16 protein-coding genes are annotated in these 18,275 nt (G+C 72.2%); 10 read left to right on the forward strand and 6 right to left on the reverse strand.

What is annotated here, in order from left to right; genetic code table 11:
• Positions 1–142: 142 nt before the first annotated feature.
• On the forward strand, positions 143–337 hold the full coding sequence (locus tag ACWD6N_RS20730) for a hypothetical protein (protein WP_354964065.1): 195 nt from the start codon (positions 143–145) through the stop codon (positions 335–337).
• The gene (locus tag ACWD6N_RS20735) at positions 313–1,050 is read left to right on the forward strand and encodes a hypothetical protein (RefSeq protein ID WP_354964064.1); all 738 of its coding nucleotides are present in this window, start codon (positions 313–315) and stop codon (positions 1,048–1,050) included. Before ACWD6N_RS20730 ends, ACWD6N_RS20735 begins: the two co-directional genes overlap by 25 nt.
• A 113-nt stretch (positions 1,051–1,163) precedes the next feature.
• On the opposite strand, the gene ACWD6N_RS20740 is transcribed toward ACWD6N_RS20735, so the two are convergent.
• From ACWD6N_RS20740 to ACWD6N_RS20755, 4 genes are read right to left on the reverse strand one after another with little or no spacing between them, the layout of a single operon-like run.
• Positions 1,164–2,111, reverse strand: a complete 948-nt coding sequence (locus tag ACWD6N_RS20740) for an ABC transporter substrate-binding protein (protein ID WP_354964063.1) — start codon at positions 2,109–2,111, stop codon at positions 1,164–1,166.
• Entirely contained in the window at positions 2,111–2,977 is an 867-nt protein-coding gene (locus ACWD6N_RS20745) for an ABC transporter ATP-binding protein (protein WP_354964062.1), read from the reverse strand. Before ACWD6N_RS20745 ends, ACWD6N_RS20740 begins: the two co-directional genes overlap by 1 nt.
• A 16-nt stretch (positions 2,978–2,993) precedes the next feature.
• Positions 2,994–4,100: a FecCD family ABC transporter permease gene (locus ACWD6N_RS20750; RefSeq protein ID WP_354964061.1), complete on the reverse strand. Its 1,107-nt coding sequence runs from the start codon at positions 4,098–4,100 to the stop codon at positions 2,994–2,996.
• Positions 4,097–5,143: a FecCD family ABC transporter permease gene (locus ACWD6N_RS20755; RefSeq protein ID WP_354964060.1), complete on the reverse strand. Its 1,047-nt coding sequence runs from the start codon at positions 5,141–5,143 to the stop codon at positions 4,097–4,099. Before ACWD6N_RS20755 ends, ACWD6N_RS20750 begins: the two co-directional genes overlap by 4 nt.
• 140 nt (positions 5,144–5,283) lie before the next feature.
• Between ACWD6N_RS20755 and ACWD6N_RS20760 the strand changes: the two genes are divergently transcribed.
• On the forward strand, positions 5,284–5,643 hold the full coding sequence (locus ACWD6N_RS20760; protein ID WP_354964059.1) for a YciI family protein: 360 nt from the start codon (positions 5,284–5,286) through the stop codon (positions 5,641–5,643).
• Between the two features lie 21 nt (positions 5,644–5,664).
• On the opposite strand, the gene ACWD6N_RS20765 is transcribed toward ACWD6N_RS20760, so the two are convergent.
• Entirely contained in the window at positions 5,665–6,120 is a 456-nt protein-coding gene (locus tag ACWD6N_RS20765) for a cytidine/deoxycytidylate deaminase family protein (protein ID WP_354964058.1), read from the reverse strand.
• Positions 6,121–6,239: 119 nt separating this feature from the next.
• On the opposite strand from ACWD6N_RS20765, the gene hrpA reads away from it, so the two are divergent.
• A complete protein-coding gene (gene hrpA, locus ACWD6N_RS20770; RefSeq protein ID WP_354964057.1) occupies positions 6,240–10,316 on the forward strand; it encodes an ATP-dependent RNA helicase HrpA in 4,077 nt (1,358 codons plus the stop codon).
• Between the two features lie 6 nt (positions 10,317–10,322).
• Here the strand turns inward: hrpA and ACWD6N_RS20775 are convergent, their stop codons facing one another.
• Positions 10,323–11,252, reverse strand: a complete 930-nt coding sequence (locus ACWD6N_RS20775) for a LysR family transcriptional regulator (protein ID WP_354964056.1) — start codon at positions 11,250–11,252, stop codon at positions 10,323–10,325.
• 35 nt (positions 11,253–11,287) lie between these two features.
• On the opposite strand from ACWD6N_RS20775, the gene ACWD6N_RS20780 reads away from it, so the two are divergent.
• The 6 genes from ACWD6N_RS20780 (at position 11,288) to ACWD6N_RS20805 (ending at position 18,244) form a co-directional block, all read left to right on the forward strand.
• Positions 11,288–12,019 carry a succinate dehydrogenase cytochrome b subunit gene (locus tag ACWD6N_RS20780; RefSeq protein WP_387325865.1) on the forward strand — a complete coding sequence of 244 codons (732 nt, stop codon included), beginning with the start codon at positions 11,288–11,290 and terminating at the stop codon, positions 12,017–12,019.
• A gap of 1 nt (position 12,020) precedes the next feature.
• Entirely contained in the window at positions 12,021–13,958 is a 1,938-nt protein-coding gene (locus ACWD6N_RS20785; protein WP_354964054.1) for a fumarate reductase/succinate dehydrogenase flavoprotein subunit, read from the forward strand.
• On the forward strand, positions 13,955–14,719 hold the full coding sequence (locus tag ACWD6N_RS20790; protein WP_354964053.1) for a succinate dehydrogenase/fumarate reductase iron-sulfur subunit: 765 nt from the start codon (positions 13,955–13,957) through the stop codon (positions 14,717–14,719). Before ACWD6N_RS20785 ends, ACWD6N_RS20790 begins: the two co-directional genes overlap by 4 nt.
• A gap of 318 nt (positions 14,720–15,037) precedes the next feature.
• Positions 15,038–16,222, forward strand: coding sequence for a zinc-dependent alcohol dehydrogenase (locus ACWD6N_RS20795; RefSeq protein ID WP_354964052.1), 1,185 nt, complete (start codon positions 15,038–15,040; stop codon positions 16,220–16,222).
• A complete protein-coding gene (locus ACWD6N_RS20800) occupies positions 16,219–17,148 on the forward strand; it encodes an SDR family NAD(P)-dependent oxidoreductase (protein WP_387325869.1) in 930 nt (309 codons plus the stop codon). The genes ACWD6N_RS20795 and ACWD6N_RS20800 overlap by 4 nt, the downstream gene beginning before the upstream one ends.
• Before the next feature lie 85 nt (positions 17,149–17,233).
• Positions 17,234–18,244, forward strand: a complete 1,011-nt coding sequence (locus ACWD6N_RS20805; RefSeq protein ID WP_354964050.1) for a serine hydrolase — start codon at positions 17,234–17,236, stop codon at positions 18,242–18,244.
• Positions 18,245–18,275 lie beyond the last annotated feature (31 nt).

An 18,275-nucleotide genomic window follows, 5' to 3' on the forward strand; every position in this document is an offset into this window, starting at 1 on the left:
TAGTGGCCTCCTCTCCTCGGGAGGCCACTACATCCCTGTTCGGGCGAGATCATGGGTGAGTGGGCAGCGGAGGTGCCGAGGCGCGATCCGTGGTTATCCACAGGGGCGGTGTAGGGCACCGGGATCGGTCAGCCTGGACACCATGCCGAAAGCTCCTCGCCGGCCGCCCCAGTTGCGCGGTCGGGTCTTCCGTGGCTCGGTCGCCGTCTCGCAGGGCCTGCTGACCCGCAACGACCTACGCAGCTCCGCGTGGCGGCCACTCTTCCGGGACGTCCACGCCGACGCCCAGGTCAAATTCACACACCTGACCAGGTGCGCCCAGTCGGACGCTGGCTGATCCCGCCCGGCGCGGCCATCGCCGGCAACGCCGCAGCGGCCCTGTACGGCTGCGCTACACCGACTCTGACGGAGCCGGTCGACGTGTTGGTGCCCAGGGACACCCGGATCGGGCCAACCACCGGTCTTCGGATCCATCATGGGGAGATCGACTGTGGCGACGCGGTGGACCGGGCGGGGGTCAGGGTGACCAGCCCGCCGCGAACCTGCTGGGACCTCGCCCGTTGGCTCGATGTGGTCGAGGCGGTGGTCGTCATCGACGCCCTGCTCGCCAACCGGCTCATCGACGTGCCGACGTTGCGCGAGTACGCGCTGAGCCGGGCCGGTCGGCGGGGCTGGCGGTCCCTGCTGCGCGCGGTTGACCTGGCCGACGCGGGTGCGGAGTCACCCCAGGAGTCCCGCACCCGGGTGCGGCTCGTGCTCGCCGGGCTGCCCAGGCCGCAGACGCAGTGGATCGTCGCCGATCAGGGCCGGTTCGTGGCCAGACTGGACCTGGCCTGGCCGCAGTTCAAGATCGCGGTGGAGTACGACGGGCTCTGGCACGACGACCCCGAGCAGTTCCACCGGGACCGCCGGCGACTCAACCGGCTGCTCGGCGACGACTGGATCGTCGTGCACGTGACCGCCAAGCGCCTCCGGGACGACTTCGACGGCTTCCTTGCCGAGGTCAGGGCCGCGCTGCGGGCGCGGTCCCGCTCCCCCTGGGCACCATGATCGTGCTCGAATACGGAAGTAGTGGCCTCCCCGTCAAGAGAGACCACTACTTCCTGGATCGAGCGTGATCACGGCCGCGTGCGGCGCGCAGCGCGTGCGGCACGCGGGGTTGGTCAGGCGGCGGGGAGGTACTTTGCCAGGTCGTCGAGGATCTTGTTGGCGGCGCCGACACCGATGCCGGTCATCCAAACCTCGTCGGCGACCGGGTAGGCCTTGCCGGCCTTGACCGCGCCGAGGCCCTTCCAGAGGGTACCGGCGGTCATCTTGGCCTGCTCGGCGGCGGCCTTGTCGCCGTAGGCGGTCACGAAGATGACGTCACCGTCGACCTCGTTGATCCGCTCGGGGCTGACCAGGTCGAAGCGCTTGTCCTCCTTGTTGGCGAGCTGCTGCCGCTCGGGCCGGCCCAGGCCGGTGTCGCCGATGACGATGCCGGAGAACGAGTCCGGGCCGTACACCCGGATGTTGCCGGGGAGGAACCGCACGATCGACACCTTGCGGGCGGCGGCGTCGCCGAGCGTCGTGCCGAAGTCCTTGGCCCGCTTCTCGTACGCGGCGAGCAGATCCTTGGCCTGCTGCTCGTGGCCGAGCGCCTTGCCGTCGAGGAGGAAGTTCTCCTTCCAGGTGATGCCGACCTTGTCGGTGAACACCGTCGGCGCGATGGCGGACAGCTCGTCGTAGAACTTCTCCTGGCGGAACTTGCTGCCCAGGATGAGGTCCGGCTTCAGCGCGTTGATCGCCTCCAGGTCGGGCTCGGTGAGCACCCCGACCTCCTTGATGCTGGCGAGCTTGTCCGCGCCGAAGTACGTCGGCCAGCTCTTGGCCTCACCGGCGGTGGCGGCGCCGACCGGCGTGACGCCCAGCGAGAGCGCCGTGTCGATCTTGTCGGTGTCGAGCACGACGACGCGCTTGGGCTCCGCCGGGACCTTGGTGGTGCCCATGGCATGGGTGATCTCCCGGGTCTCCCCGGTGGCGGAGCCGGCGACCGGGTCGCTCTCACCGCAGGCGGTGAGGCCGACGCCGAGGGCGACGGCCGCGGCGAGGGCGGCGACGAGACGACGCATCAGAGTCCTTTCGAAGGGTACGAGCCGGCGAGCGGGATGTTCCCGTCGTCGGCGGGTTGGGCGGAGGGGGTGACCGGGCGGGTGGTGGCGCCGCCGGTGTGCGCGGGCACCACCAGGGGTGCCCCGGTCACCGGGCAGGGCACGACCACGCAGGCCAGCCCGAATACGTCACGGACCAGGTCCGCGGTGAGGATCTCCCGGGGCGGCCCGGCGGCCACCACCGTGCCGGCGCGCATCGCGACCAGGTGGTCGGCGTAGCGGGCGGCCTGGTTCAGGTCGTGCAGCACGGCGACCACGGTGCGTCCCCGCTCGACGCGCAGCCGGTGCAGCAGGTCCAGCACCTCCACCTGGTGGGCCAGGTCGAGGAAGGTGGTCGGCTCGTCCAGCAGCAGCGCGTCGGTGTCCTGGGCGAGGGTCATGGCGATCCACACCCGCTGCCGCTGGCCGCCGGAGAGGCTGTCGACCGGCCGGTCGGCCAGGCCGGCCACGTCGGCCAGGGCCATCGCCCGGTCCACCGCCGCGCCGTCCTCCGGTGACCACTGCCGCCACCACCGCTGGTACGGCTGCCGGCCGCGCCCGACCAGGTCGGCCACGGTGACGCCCTCGGGCACCAGCGGGCTCTGCGGCAGCACGCCGAGCCGGCGGGCCACCTCCCGGGTCGGCAGGTCGCGGATGGCGCTGCCGTCCAGCAGCACGGTGCCACGGCGGGGGGTGAGCAGCCGGGCCATGGTTCGCAGCAGGGTGGACTTGCCGCACGCGTTCGGTCCGACGATCACGGTGAACGCGTCGGTCGGCAGGTCCAGGTCGAGCCCGTCGAGCACGGTCCGCTCGTCGTAGCCGGCGACCAGGTCGCGGGTGGAGAGCATCACACGACTCCTTGAGTCACGAGGACCGCCGCCGTCCGCGCAGCAGCAGGAAGATCAGGTACGGCCCGCCGATCGCGGCGGTCAGCACGCCGGCCGGCAGTTGGGTGGGTGCGAACAGGCGTCGGCCGGCCAGATCGGCCAGCACCAGCAGCAGCGCGCCGAGCAGCGCCGCGCAGACCAGCGGCGGCCGTTCGGCCCGTACCAGCCGCCGGGCCACCTGGGGCGCGACCAGGGCCACGAAGTCGACGGCGCCGACCTGGGCGGTGACCATCGCGGCGACGAGTACGCCGGTGCCGGCGAGCCCGATGCGGCGGGCCACCGGGCGTAGCCCGACCCCGCGTGCGGTGTCGTCGTCCAGGGCGGTGCTGTTCAGCGCCCATCCGGCCCAGGCCAGCACCGGCAGCAGCACCAGCAGCGTGCCGGCGATCCAGGCGGCCTCGGTCCAGCCCTTGCCGGCCAGGGTGCCGATCAGCCAGATCTGCGCCCGCAGCCCGTCGATCGGGTCGGCGGTGAGCATGACCACCTCGGTCAGCGCCCGGAAGGCGAAGGCGACCGCGACTCCGGCGAGCACGAACCGCTGCGCGGCCAGCCCGTGCCGGGCACCGAGGGCGAACAGCAGCACCGCGGCGAGCAGCCCGCCCACCAGCGCGGTGGGCGCCACCAGCACCGCGGCCGCCCCGCTGGTCAACGCCACGGTCGCGGCGAGCCCGGCGCCCTGGGTGATGCCGATGACGTCCGGACTGGCCAGCGGGTTGCGGGCCACGCTCTGGATCAGCGTGCCGGCCACGCCGAAGGCCGCGCCGGCCACCGCGGCCAACACGATCCGCGGCAGCCGAAGGTCAAAGACGACCAAATCGTACGGGGTACCCGCCCCGGAGAGCGCGCGCAGAACGTCGGCCGGGGCGACGTACGGGGTGCCCAGGGAGAGGCTGAGCACCACGGCCAGCAGGAGCAGCACGGTCAGCGTGGCGGCCACCAGCACCGCGCGGCGGCGGACCTGCAGGCTGACTGGGCCGATCCGCAGCAGCGACCGCCCGGGCAGCCGGGCGTCGGCGCCACCGGGCGTCGCGTCGACGTCCGGCGCCGTGGTCGGGGAGTCGGGGATGCGGTCGACGGTGGTCACGCGGTCACCACCCGGGCGCGGCGCACCAGCACGGCCAGCAGCGGCGCGCCGATCAGGGCGGTGACGATCCCGGCCGGTATCTCGCCGGGCGGGGCGACGAGCCGGCCGACGACGTCGGCGCCGAGCAGCAGGGCCGGCCCGAGCAGGGCGGAGACGGCGAGGGTCCAGCGGTGGTCCGCGCCGACCAGGGCGCGTGCCAGGTGCGGCACGGCCAACCCGACGAAGGCGACCGGCCCGGCCGCCGCCACCGCGGCCCCGGTCAGCAGCACGGCGGCGAGGCCACCGCCGAGGCGGACCAGGCCGACCCGGTTGCCGAGGCCGCGGGCCACGTCGTCGCCGAGGGCCAACGCGTCCAGACCCCGGGCCACCAGGGCGGCAAGCACCAGGCCGGCGAGGACGAAGGGCAGCACCTGGGCGGTGACCGACAGGTCCCGTCCTGCCAGCCCGCCGACCACCCAGAATCGGTACTCCTCGAAGGTGCGGGCGTCGATGCTGAGCAGCGCGTACACCCCGGAGGCCAGGCTGGCGTCGAGCGCCGCGCCGACCAGCGCGAGGGTGACCGGGCTGGCGCCCTCGCGGGCCCGGGTGGCGATGGCGAAGACCAGCAGCCCGGCGATCAGCGCACCGGCGATGCCGAACCAGACGTACCCGGCGAGCGTGCCGACACCGAAGACGGAGATGGCCAGCACCACGCCGAACGACGCGCCGGCGCTGATGCCGAGGATGCGCGGCTCGGCGAGCGGGTTGCGGGTGAGGGCCTGGAACAGCACGCCGGCCACGGCGAGCGCGAGCCCGACGGCGAGGCCGAGCGCGGTGCGCGGCACCCGCAGCTCGCGGACGATGGTGCTGGCGTCACTGCCGTCCGGCGCGACGAGGGCGTGCCAGACCTGGTCGACGCCGAGTTGCCTGCTGCCGAGCGCGAAGCTGGCCAGCACGGTGAGCAGCAGCACCAGCGCGGCGCCGACGGTGACGGCCACCCGGCGGCCGGTACGCGTGCCGGACCGGTTGCGGGCCGGGGCCGGCCGGGTGGCGAGGGTGGTCACGAGTCTCCTGCACGTTCGCGCTTAGGTTCGCCTTACCTTAGCCGACGTCCTGAGGGTGGCCTAACTGGCGCTCGTCGATCCAGGGCGGGTGACCAGGTCGGACGCCCGCGGCGAGGGGGCGGCCCGCCTAGGGTGGGAGCATGCGATTCGACCAGCACACGGTCGTGCTTCTGGTCCGGCCGGCGGACGCCCCGGAGCTGCCGCAGGACGCGATCGACCGGTTGCAGAACACGCACCTGGCCCACCAGGCGGGGCTCGTGGAGCAGGGACTCGTGCTCGCGGCCGGGCCGTTCCTGCACGGCGACGACGACCGGCTGCGGGGCTTCGTCGTGCTCTCCATCGCCCCGGACGAGGCCCGCGAGCTGTATCACAACGATCCGGCGGTGCGAGCCGGGCAGCTGGCCGTACAGGTGATGAGCTGGCTGGTGCCGGAGGGCAACGTGCGGTTCGAGAGCGTGCCGATCCCCCGCTCGATGCTGGAGGCGGCGGCCGGCGACTGACGCGCCAGGAGCTGGCGCCGGTCAGCCGGCCGCGGCGCTGCGGGCCGCCGGAGGGACCGGCGAGCTGGCCGGCGGCGGCGCGTTCCGCTGCTCATCCTCGACGTGGCGCTCCGGCGGCAGCTCGCCGATCGGCACCACCCGCAGGGCCTCCACCGAGCCGACGATCACCCGCAGCGCAGGGAAGTGGTCCCCCAGCACCTGGCGGCACCGGCCGCACGGCGCGACGATCTCGCGCCCGCGATCCGCCACCGTCACGATCGTCTCCAGCCCGGTGACGCCCTGCGTCGCGGCGGTGCCGACGACGATCAGCTCGGCGCACGTCGCGCCGGTGACGTGGTGGACGTTCACCCCGGTGAAGACCCGCCCGTCGGCGGTCCGAGCGGCGGCCGCGACGGTGTGGTTCTCGCTGCGGCAGCGCAGCTTGGCGACCGCCGTGGCGGCCTGCACCAGCGCGCGGTCGGTGTCCCGCAGCTCCATTCCGTCCCCCAGCGCTCGACGTCGGCCGCCAACTCTAGACCGCCGCGCTGTGCCCGGAGAGCGGCGGCGCGGTAACCCAGGGGCGGTACGCGGCCGGGCTGCCTATCCTTGGGCACGACATGCAGAATCCAGCCTCCTCCGCCGCGACCGATCCCGTCCGCGAGCTGCACCGCCGCCTCTCCCCCCTGATGTTCCGCGACCAGCGCCGGCTCCAGCGACGGCTGGACGGCGCCCGCAAGCTGCGCGACCCGCAGCGCCGGGAGGCGGCGTTGGCCGAGATCACCACCGACCTGGCGCGGGCCGAGCAGCGGATCGCCGCCCGGCGCGCGGCCGTACCCGTGATCACGTACCCGGCGGGGTTGCCGGTCAGCGAGCGCAAGGACGACATCGCCGCCGCCATCCGCGACCACCAGGTGGTGATCGTGGCCGGCGAGACCGGCTCCGGCAAGACCACCCAGATACCCAAGATCTGCCTGGAGCTGGGGCGCGGGGTGCACGGGCTGATCGGGCACACCCAGCCCCGGCGGCTGGCGGCCCGGACGGTCGCGGACCGGATCGCCGACGAGCTGGGCACCGAGCTGGGTGACGTGGTCGGCTACAAGGTGCGCTTCACCGACCAGGTCAGCGACCGCAGCCTGGTCAAGCTGATGACCGACGGCATCCTGCTGGCCGAGTTGCAGACCGACCGGATGCTGCGCCAGTACGACACGTTGATCATCGACGAGGCGCACGAGCGCAGCCTCAATATCGACTTCATCCTCGGGTACCTGCGGGAGCTGCTCCCCCGACGACCCGACCTCAAGGTGATCATCACCTCGGCGACCATCGAGACCGACCGCTTCGCCCGACACTTCGCGGGGCCGCCCACCGCCGACGAGCCGCAGGGCGTACCGGCGCCGGTGGTCGAGGTCTCGGGCCGCACCTACCCGGTGGAGGTGCGCTACCGGCCACTGGTCGAGGTCGCCGAGGGCGAGGAGGACGGCGACGGCGACGGCGACGAGGAGACCGTCCGCGACCAGATCCAGGCGATCGGCGACGCCGTCGAAGAGCTGGCCGCCGAGGGCCCCGGCGACATCCTGGTCTTCCTCAGCGGTGAACGGGAGATCCGGGACACCGCCGACGCGCTAAGCAAGCTGGTGCAGAAGAAGCGCTCGCTGCTCGGCACCGAGATCCTGCCGCTGTACGCCCGGCTCTCCTCCGCCGAGCAGCACCGGGTGTTCGCGGCGCACACCGCGCGTCGGGTGGTGCTCGCCACCAACGTCGCGGAGACCTCACTGACCGTGCCCGGAATCAAGTACGTGGTGGACCCGGGCACCGCCCGGATCTCCCGCTACTCCAGCCGGCTCAAGGTGCAGCGGCTGCCGATCGAACCGATCTCCCAGGCGTCGGCCAACCAGCGCAAGGGTCGCTGCGGGCGTACCTCGGACGGCATCTGCATACGCCTCTACGACGAGCAGGACTTCCTCTCCCGGCCGGAATTCACCGACCCGGAGATCCTGCGCACCAACCTGGCGTCGGTCATCCTCCAGATGACCGCGATCGGGCTCGGCGACCTCGCCGCGTTCCCGTTCATCGACCCGCCGGACCGGCGCAACATCACCGACGGCGTCAACCTGCTGCACGAGCTGGGCGCGCTCGACCCGGCCGAGGCCGACCCGGCGAAGCGGCTCACCGCGCTGGGCCGGCGGCTGGCCCAACTGCCGGTCGACCCGCGGCTGGCCCGCATGGTCGTCGAGGGCGAACGCAACGGTTGCGCGACCGAGGTGCTGGTGATCGCCGCCGCGCTCTCCATCCAGGACCCACGGGAGCGGCCCGCGGAGAAGCAGGCCCAGGCAGACCAGGCGCACGCCCGGTTCGCCGACAAGGAATCGGACTTCGTCGCGTTCCTCAACCTGTGGCGCTACCTGCGGGAACAGCAGCGGGAGCTGTCCTCCAGCGCGTTCCGCCGGATGTGCAAGGCGGAGTACCTGAACTACCTGCGGGTCCGCGAGTGGCAGGACATCGTCGGGCAGCTGCGCCAGGTGCTGCGTACCCCGCAGGAGGGCGACCGGCGCGGCGGACGGCCGGCGCGGGACACCTCGGACGGCGCGGACGCCGGCCGGGGTGAGAGCCGCCGGGGCGGCGCCGATCTGCCGGAGGAGATCGACACCCCGAAGGTGCACCAGTCACTGCTGCCCGGTCTGCTGTCGCACATCGGCCTGAAGGACGCGCAGAAACACGAGTACCTGGGCGCGCGGGGCGCGAAGTTCGCGCTCTTCCCCGGCTCGGCGCTGTTCAAGAAGCCGCCGCGCTGGGTGATGGCCGCCGAGCTGGTGGAGACCTCCCGACTCTGGGGCCGCATCGCCGGTCGGGTCGAGCCGGAGTGGGTCGAGCCGCTCGCGCAACACCTGGTCAAGCGCAGTTACAGCGAGCCGCACTGGGAGAAGAAGCAGGCCGCGGTGATGGCCTACGAGAAGGTCACCCTGTACGGCGTCCCGCTCGTCACCTCCCGCAAGGTGAACTTCGGGCGGATCGACCCGCCGCTGAGCCGGGAGCTGTTCATCCGGCATGCCCTCGTCGAGGGCGACTGGCAGACCCACCACCAGTTCTGGAGTGACAACAAGCGGCTGCTCGCCGAGATCGAGGAGTTGGAAAGCCGGGCCCGCCGCCGGGACATCCTGGTCGACGACGAGACCATCTTCGGCTTCTACGACCAGCGGATCCCGGCCGACGTCGTGTCCGGCCGGCACTTCGACACCTGGTGGAAGAAGACCCGCCGGGACCTGCCCGACCTGCTCACCTTCACCCGCGACCTGCTCGTCAACGACGGCCGGCCGGGGGTGGACGAGGGCGACTACCCGGACGAGTGGCAGACCCAGGGGGTGACCCTGCCACTGACCTACCGGTTCGAGCCGGGCACGCCGGCCGACGGCGTCACCGTGGACATCCCGCTGCCGCTGCTCAACCAGGTGCCGGCGGAGAGCTTCGGCTGGCAGGTACCCGGGCTGCGCGAGGAGACGGTGATCGCGCTGATCCGCTCGCTGCCCAAGGCGATCCGCCGCAACTTCGTCCCGGTGCCGGACTACGCCCGGGCCGCCCTGGCGGCGATCACCCCCGGCGAGGAGTCGCTGCTGGACGCGCTCACCCGGGAACTGCGCCGGATGACCGGGGTCACCGTGCCGCGCGACGCCTGGGAGCCCGGCAAGCTCCCGGCACACCTGCGGGTCACCTTCCGGGTGCTCGGCGACGACGAGAAGCCGGTCGCCGAGGGCAAGGACCTGCCAACCCTGCAACGCCAACTCCGCCAGGAGGTACGCCAGGTGGTGGCGGCCGCCGCGCCGGAGGTGGCCCGCACCGGGCTGCGCGAGTGGAGCATCGGCACGCTGCCGCGCACCATCGAGCAGGTCCGCGCCGGGTACGCGGTGACCGCGTACCCGGCACTGGTCGACGAGGGCGCCACCGTCGGGGTGAAGGTCTTCGACTCCCCGGCCGAGGCGGAGGCGGCGCACTGGGCCGGCACCCGCCGGCTCCTGCGGCTCACCGTGCCGTCCCCGGCCCGGTTCCTACAGGGCCGGCTGAACAACGAGGCGAAGCTGGCGCTGAGCCGCAACCCGCACGGCGGCGTGCAGGAGCTGATCGAGGACGCCGCGGGCGCGGCCATCGACCGGTTGATCGGTGCCGCCGGCGGGCCGGCCTGGGACGCCGACGGGTTCGCGGCGCTCCGCGAGAAGGTCCGCGCCGACCTGGTCGACACCGTGGTCGAGGTGATGGACCGGGTACGCAAGGTGCTCGCCGCCGCGTACACCGTCGAACAGCGGCTCGGCGCCACCCGCAACCTCGCCGTCGTGGCCGCACTGGCCGACATCCGCAAACAGCTCGCCGGTCTGGTGCACGCCGGGTTCATCACCGAGGCCGGGTACGCGCGCCTGCCCGATCTGCTGCGCTACCTCACCGCCATCGAGCGCCGCCTGGACCGGCTGGGCGGCAACCCGCAACGCGACCGGCAGCAGCAGGACCGGATCGCGACGGTGCAGAAGGAGTACGACGACCTGCTCGCCGCGCTGCCGCCGGCACGCCGGCAGGAGACCGCCGTCCGGCAGATCCGCTGGATGATCGAGGAGTTGCGGGTGAACGTCTTCGCTCAGGCGCTGGGCACCCCGTACCCCGTCTCGGAGCAGCGGATCTACCGCGCGATGGACGACGCCGAAGGCCGCTGACGGCGATCAGCGGGGGTCCACACCCGGCGGGAGGTCGTCGCCGTCGATCGCGGACTGTACGTAGTCGAGCAGGATGCGGCGCAGTTCCCGGCCGGCGTGGGTCGGCACGACGTCCCGCCGGCGGGCCACCGCGATGGTCCGCCGGACCCCGGGCGGCGCCAGCCGGGTGATCCGCACTCCCGGACGGCGGGCCAGCACGATGCCGGGCACCAGCGCGACGCCGAGCCCCGCCTCGACGAAGCTGAGCACCGCGTCCATCTCTCCGCCGTCGACCGCGAAGGTCGGCTCGAAGCCGGCCGCGCGGCACGCCTCGATGGTGGCGTCGCGCAGGTCGTAGCCCTCCCGGAACATCACCATCGGCTGGTCGCGCAGGTCGGTGATGCGCAGTTCCCCGTTCGCCGAGGCGGTCGGCACCTCCCCCACCGAGGCCACCACCAGGCTCTCCTGCAGGATCGGATCGACGCGCAGCCCCGGGTCGGCGCCCTGGGCCGGCATGATGATCAGCGCCAGGTCGAGGTCGCCGCGGAGCAGGTCGCGCACCAGGTCCTGGGACCCGCCCTCCTCGACCTTCAGGTCGACGGTGGGGTGCGCGTCGCGGAACCGCCGCAGCACCGGCGGGGCGAGCGACGTGGCGAGGCTGGGGGTGGCGCCGAGCCGGACCCGGCCCCGGCGCAGCCCGACCAACTCCTGGACCTCCCGGGTCGCGGTCTCCACGTCGGCGAGGATGCGGGTGGCCAACGGCAGCAGCACCTCGCCGGCCGCGGTGAGGGCGATGTTGCCCCGTACCCGCTCGAACAGTGGGGCCCCGAGGTCGGTCTCCAGGGCGTGAATTTGCTTACTGAGAGAAGGCTGAGTGATGCCGACGATGTCGGCGGCTTGGGTGAAATGTCGTACTTCGGCCACCGCAACGAAGTACCGGAGCTGATGGAGTTGCATCTACATAGCTTACGGCTATCAACACTGCGAGTTTGATGCATTGGACGACTGATCCATGTGCTCCTAGCGTCGATCGTGTGGTAGTCACGAAAACTCGGTCGCCCATCCGCTCCAACGTCGGTCTCAAGGCCGTCATGGCGGTGACGGGCATCATGCTGGCGCTGTTCCTGATCGCACACATGCTCGGCAACCTGAAGGTGTTCACGGGGGAGACCTCGTTCGACCACTACGCGCGCTGGCTGCGCGACATCGGCAAGCCGCTACTGCCCGGCGTGTGGTTCCTGTGGATCCTGCGCTTCGGGCTGGTGGTGGCGGTCGTCGCCCACATCGTGGCCGCGACGGTGCTGGCCCGCCGGGCCCACGCGGCCCGCCCGGTGAAATACGCCCACCGCAAGAAGGTCAACGGCAGCTACGCGGCCCGCACCATGCGCTGGGGCGGGGTGATCATCCTGCTCTTCGTCATCTACCACCTCTTGGACCTGACCACCGGCACGCTGAACCCGGTCGGTGACGAGAGCAAGCCCTACGGCAACGTCGTCGCCGACTTCGCGCCGGAGCGCTGGTACGTCACGCTCTTCTACACCCTCGCCATCGTCGCGGTGGGCTTCCACCTGCGGCACGGCGCCTTCAGCGCGTTCCGCAGCCTCGGCCAGCAGACGCCGCGGGGCGAGCGCCGGGCGCGCACCGCCGCGCTGGTCTTCGCCGTGCTGCTCTGCGCCGGATACCTGGTGGTCCCGTTCGCCGTTCTCACCGGATTGGTGTCCTGACATGGAACTCTTCACCGAGGGCGACCCGATCGCCGACACCAAGGCTCCCACCGGCCCGATCGAGAAGCGCTGGGACACCCGACGCTTCGAGGCCAAGCTGGTCAACCCCGCGAACCGCCGCAAGATGACGGTGATCGTGGTCGGCACCGGCCTGGCCGGCGGCTCGGCCGCGGCCACCCTGGCCGAGCAGGGCTACCACGTCAGGTCCTACTGCTACCAGGACAGCCCCCGCCGGGCGCACTCGATCGCGGCGCAGGGCGGCATCAACGCCGCGAAGAACTACCGCAACGACGGCGACTCGGTGCACCGACTGTTCTACGACACCGTCAAGGGCGGCGACTTCCGCTCCCGGGAGTCGAACGTGCACCGGCTGGCCGAGGTGTCGGTCAACATCATCGACCAGTGCGTCGCCCAGGGCGTGCCGTTCGCCCGCGAGTACGGCGGTCTGCTGGACACCCGCTCCTTCGGCGGCGCCCAGGTGCAGCGCACCTTCTACGCCCGGGGGCAGACGGGCCAGCAACTGCTGCTCGGCGCGTACCAGGCGCTGGAGCGGCAGATCGGCCTCGGCAACGTGGAGATGAACGCCCGGCACGAGATGCTGGAGCTCGTCATCGTGGACGGCAAGGCCCGCGGCATCGTGGTCCGCGACCTGGTCACCGGCGAGATCAGCACCGAGATGGCCGACGCCGTCGTGCTCGCGTCCGGCGGCTACGGCAACGTCTTCTACCTCTCCACCAACGCCAAGGGCTGCAACGTCACCGCCACCTGGCGGGCGCACCGCAAGGGCGCGTACTTCGCCAACCCCTGTTACACGCAGATCCACCCGACCTGCATCCCAGTCTCCGGCGACCACCAGTCGAAGCTGACCCTGATGAGCGAGTCGCTGCGCAACGACGGCCGGGTCTGGGTGCCGAAGACCAAGGGCGACGACCGCAACCCCCAGGACATCCCGGAGGACGAGCGGGACTACTACCTGGAGCGGATCTACCCCTCCTTCGGCAACCTGGTCCCCCGCGACATCGCCTCCCGCGCCGCGAAGAACGTCTGCGACGAGGGACGCGGCGTCGGGCCGACCAAACTCGGTGTCTACCTCGACTTCGCCGACGCGATCGGCCGGCTGGGCCGCAAGGCCATCGAGGCCAAGTACGGCAACCTCTTCGAGATGTACGAGCGGATCACCGGCGAGGACCCGTACGAGGTGCCGATGCGGATCTACCCCGCCGTGCACTACACGATGGGTGGTCTCTGGGTCGACTACGACCTCCAGTCGAGCATCCCCGGCCTGTTCGTGATCGGCGAGGCGAACTTCTCCGACCACGGCGCGAACCGGCTCGGCGCCTCAGCGCTGATGCAGGGCCTGGCCGACGGCTACTTCGTGCTGCCGACCACGATCGCCAACTACCTGGCCTCGGGCCCGCTGGAGAAGGTCGACGCCAGCCACCCGGCGGCGGTCGAGGCGCGCGCCGATGTCGAGGACCGGATCCAGCGGCTGCTGGCGGTCAACGGCGACCGGACGGTGGACTCGTTCCACCGGGAGCTGGGCCAGATCATGTGGGAGCACTGCGGCATGGAGCGCAGCGAGGCCGGGCTGCGCAAGGCGATCGGCGAGATCCGTGCCCTGCGCGACCAGTTCTGGCAGCGGGTCCGGGTGTCCGGCAGCGGCGAGGAGCTCAACCAGTCGCTGGAGAAGGCCGGCCGGGTGGCCGACTTCTTCGAGCTGGCCGAGCTGATGTGCGTCGACGCCCTGCACCGCGAGGAGTCCTGCGGCGGCCACTTCCGGGCCGAGCACCAGACCCCGGACGGCGAGGCGCAGCGCGACGACGACCGGTTCGCGTACGTGGCGGCCTGGGAGTTCACCGCCACCGGTGAGCCGTCGGTGCTGCACAAGGAAGACCTGATGTTCGAATACGTCCACCCCACGCAGCGGAGCTACAAGTGAACCTGACCCTGCGCATCTGGCGCCAGAAGGGCCCTGAGGACAAGGGTCGGATGGTGACCTACAAGGTCGACGACGTGTCCCCGGACATGTCGTTCCTCGAGATGCTCGACGTGCTCAACGAGCGGCTGATCCTCGCCGGTGAGGACGCGGTGGCGTTCGACCACGACTGCCGCGAGGGCATCTGCGGCATGTGCGGCCTGATGATCAACGGTGACGCGCACGGGCCGCAGCGCGGCACCACCGCGTGCCAGCTGCACATGCGGCAGTTCACCGACGGCGAGACGATCGACATCGAGCCGTGGCGGGCCAGCGCCTTCCCGGTGATCAAGGACCTGGTGGTCAACCGGGGCGCCTTCGACAAGATCATCGCCGCCGGTGGCTACATCACCGCGCCGACCGGCAGCGCGCCCGAGGCGCACTCCACCCCGGTGGCCAAGGCCAACGCGGACGCCGCCTTCGAGTCGGCCGCCTGCATCGGCTGCGGCGCGTGTGTCGCCGCCTGCCCGAACGGCTCCGGCATGCTCTTCACCGCCGCCAAGCTCACCCAGCTCTCCCTGATGCCGCAGGGCCAGCCCGAGCGGTACACCCGGGTGATCGGCATGGTCGACGCGCACGACGAGGCCGGCTTCGGCGGCTGCACCAACGCCGGTGAGTGCACCCCGGCCTGCCCGAAGGGCATTCCGCTGAACACCATCGGCCGGCTCAACCGCGACTACCTCATGGCCACCTCGAAGCGGGGCGACAACACTCCGGGCTCCTGAGCCTGGTGTTCTTCGTGGTCGGGCTGGGGGCGACCGTCCGCGCGCCGGTCCCGGTTTTCTCAGGTACGTGATCACGCCGCTGGCCGGCACCCCTGGTGGGTGCCGGCCAGCGGCTCTTTCCGGCTGCGCTCGGCGCTGTGGGTGGCGCACGGGAGAGCAACTCGGGTTCCTGGAAGTCGGCGTATCCCCACGCCGGTGACACCCCGACACCATGCAAACCGAGTTGATCATCGGCGACCCGCCAACCACCCCGGACCGGTTCAAGTGCCGGAGCGCGGGTAGCAGTCCGGTAGGCGCACCGGAGAGGGGACGAACGGCATGAAGGCACTGACCTGGCAAGGCAAGCGGCACGTACGGGTCGAGGAGGTCCCGGACCCCCGGATCGAGGAGCCGACCGACGCGATCGTGAAGATCACCTCGACGGCGATCTGCGGCTCCGACCTGCACCTGCACGAGGTGCTGGGGCCGTACCTGAAGCCCGGCGACATCCTCGGCCACGAGCCGATGGGCATCGTCGAGGAGGTCGGGCCGGAGGTGACCCGACTCAAGCCCGGCGACCGGGTGGTCGTGCCGTTCAACATCTCCTGTGGCAGTTGCTGGATGTGCCAGCGCCAGCTCTACGCCCAGTGCGAGACCACCCAGGTCAGCAGCGAGGGCAAGGGCGCGGCGCTGTTCGGCTACACGTCGCTCTACGGCTCGGTCCCCGGCGGGCAGGCCGAGTACCTGCGCGTTCCGCAGGCTCAATTCGGGCCGATCACCATCCCGCAGACCGGCGCCGACGAGCGCTACCTCTACCTCTCCGACATCCTGCCCACCGCTTGGCAGGCGGTGAAGTACGCGGACACCCCGCCCGGGGGCACCCTGGCGGTGTTCGGGCTGGGCCCGGTCGGGCAGTTCTGCGCCCGGATCGGCCGCCACCTCGGCGCCGGCCGGGTGATCGGCCTGGACCTGGTGCCCGAGCGGCTGGAGCTGGCCCGCCGGCACGGCATCGAGGTGCTCGACGTCCGCGAACTCGACGACGTACCGGGCGCGCTGATCGACCTGGTCGACGGGCGCGGCCCGGACGCGGTGATCGACGCCGTCGGCATGGAAGCGCACGGCGCGCCGGTCGGCAAGCTGGCCCACGCCGCCGTCGGACTGCTGCCGGACAGGCTGGCCCAGACGATGACCGACCGGGTCGGCACGGACCGGCTCTCCGTCCTGCACGCCGCGATCAAGGCGGTCCGTCGCGGCGGCACCGTCTCGCTGTCCAGCGTCTACGGCGGCGAGGCGGACGCGATGCCGCTGATGGAGATGTTCGACCGGGGCATCCAGCTGCGGATGGGGCAGTGCCACGTGCGCCGGTGGACCGACGAGATCCTGCCACTGCTCGCCGGTGATGACGACCCGCTGGGCGTCGAGGATCTGCACACCCATCGGGTACCGCTGGCCAGGGCGCCGCAGGCGTACGAGATGTTCAAGAAGAAGGAGGACGGCTGCATCAAGGTTGTGCTCGCTCCGTGAGCCGGGTCGTGGTGATCGCCGGCGCGACCAGCGGGATCGGCCGGGCGACGGCCCGGGCGTTCGCCGAGCGCGGCGACCGCCTCGTCCTCGCCGCCCGCGCCACACAGACCCTGGCCGACGTACGCGCGGAGTGCGCCGACGTCGACGTGCTGACCGTGCCCACCGACGTCACCGAGCCGGGCGCGCTGGAGGCGCTCGCGGGCGCCGCGGCCGACCGGTTCGGCCGCATCGACGTCTGGGTGCCCACGGCCGCCGTCATGGCCTACGGACGCTTCGACGAGCTGCCGGAGCGGGTCTTCGACCAGGTGGTGCGCACCGATCTGCTGGCCGCGGCCGACTCGGCGCGGGTGGCGTTGCGGCACGTCCGGGCCACCGGGACCGGCACCCTGATCCTCACCAGCTCGATGCTCGGGCACATCACCGCGCCGTACATGAGCGCCTACGTGACCAGCAAGTGGGGGTTGCAGGGGCTGGTCCGGACGCTGCAGCAGGAGCTGCGCGACAGCCCGCGGATCCGGCTGTGCCTGGTCAACCCGGGCAGCGTGGACACCCCGGTGTACCAGCAGGCGGCCAACTACCTGGGCCGGGTCGGCCGGCCTCCACCGCCGGTCACCAGCTCCCAGCGGGTGGCCCGGGCCATCGTGGACTGCGTGGACCGGCCCCGCCGGGAGGTCTCCGTGGGCCGGCTGAACGTGGTGCTGCGCGCCGGCTTCACCGTGCTGCCCGGCGTGTACGACGTCCTGGTCGGACCGTTGATGCGGTTGGCCGGCCTGAGCGGGCGGCCGGTCGACGCGCACGACGGCACGGTCTTCGCCCCGAACCCGGCCGGCGAGGCGGTGCGCGGCGGTCACCTGCCTGACCTGCGGCAGCTCGCTCGCAGCGTGCCCGGGTCGGTGGGCGCCGTGCTGCGTCGGCGGCTCGGCTGAGCGGTCGGGGGGCGCCTTGCATCGATCAACTCGCCTAGGGTGGTGGTCCGGCAAGCGCTCCGGCGCACCACGATGGGGGAGACGATTGACCATCCGACTGAACCGCAGGACCGCACTCGGGCTGGGCACGGTGGCCACCGCCGGTACGGTGCTCGGCGCCGCCGGCCCGGCGAGCGCCGCCGCTACGACCGAACCCAGCCCAACCACCCCGGCCCAGGCCGCCCGCCGCGTCGCCGCCGCCTACACCCGGTTCAGCACCGCGGCCGGCGGCAACTGGCAGGCGTACGTCAGCGTGGCCGACCCGGCCGGAGCGCCCGTGGTCGCGGTGGCGGCCGAGGCGGACCGGCGGATCGAGGCGTACAGCGTCAACAAGATCGCGGTCGCCACGGCGGTGCTCGACAAGGTCGACCGGGGGCTGCTCACCCTGGACCAGCGGGTCGAGGTGACGGCGGCGATCGTCGTTCCGGGCGGCGACGGCATCTTCAGCCTGGACGGCGCGTACCCGAGCAGCGTGACCCTCGGGCACGTGCTGGCCACCCTGCTGACCGTCTCCGACGACACGGCGGTGCGGCTGTGCGGGTCGGTCTGCCCGGCCGCCGAGCTCAACGCCATCCTGGTCGGCAAGGGCTTCCCGAACACCCAGGTCGAGCCGGTGGCCAACCCGAACCGGTTCTTCCTCGGCACCAGCACCCCCCGGGAGACGCACGACCTGCTGCGCGCCCTGGTCGCCGGCACCCTGCTCTCCCCCGCCTCGACGGCGTTCCTGCTCGGGCTGCTGCGCGCCCCGGTGGCGTTCACCGACGGCATCCGGCGCACCATGTCCTCCGACGAGCGGGCCCGGATCGCCACCAAGGCGGGCTGGTTCGCCGACGCCCGGCACGAGGCCGGAATCATCTTCGACCGGTCCGGCGCCGCGGTGCTCACCTACGCGCTGTTCGCCGACGGGCAGGCCGACCCGGACGACTTCGGCGCCACCCACCCGGCGGTGCAGGCCCGGGCCGCCATGGGCCCCCGGTTCCTCGCCGCGGTGGACCGGCTCGCCGGCGCCGGCACGGCGTACCGGATCGCGGCCCGGCGGCCCAGCAACGGCGGCTGAGCACGCACCCGGGCCGGCCGTCGTGGCGGCG

The organism is Micromonospora sp. NPDC005163, assembly GCF_053599835.1.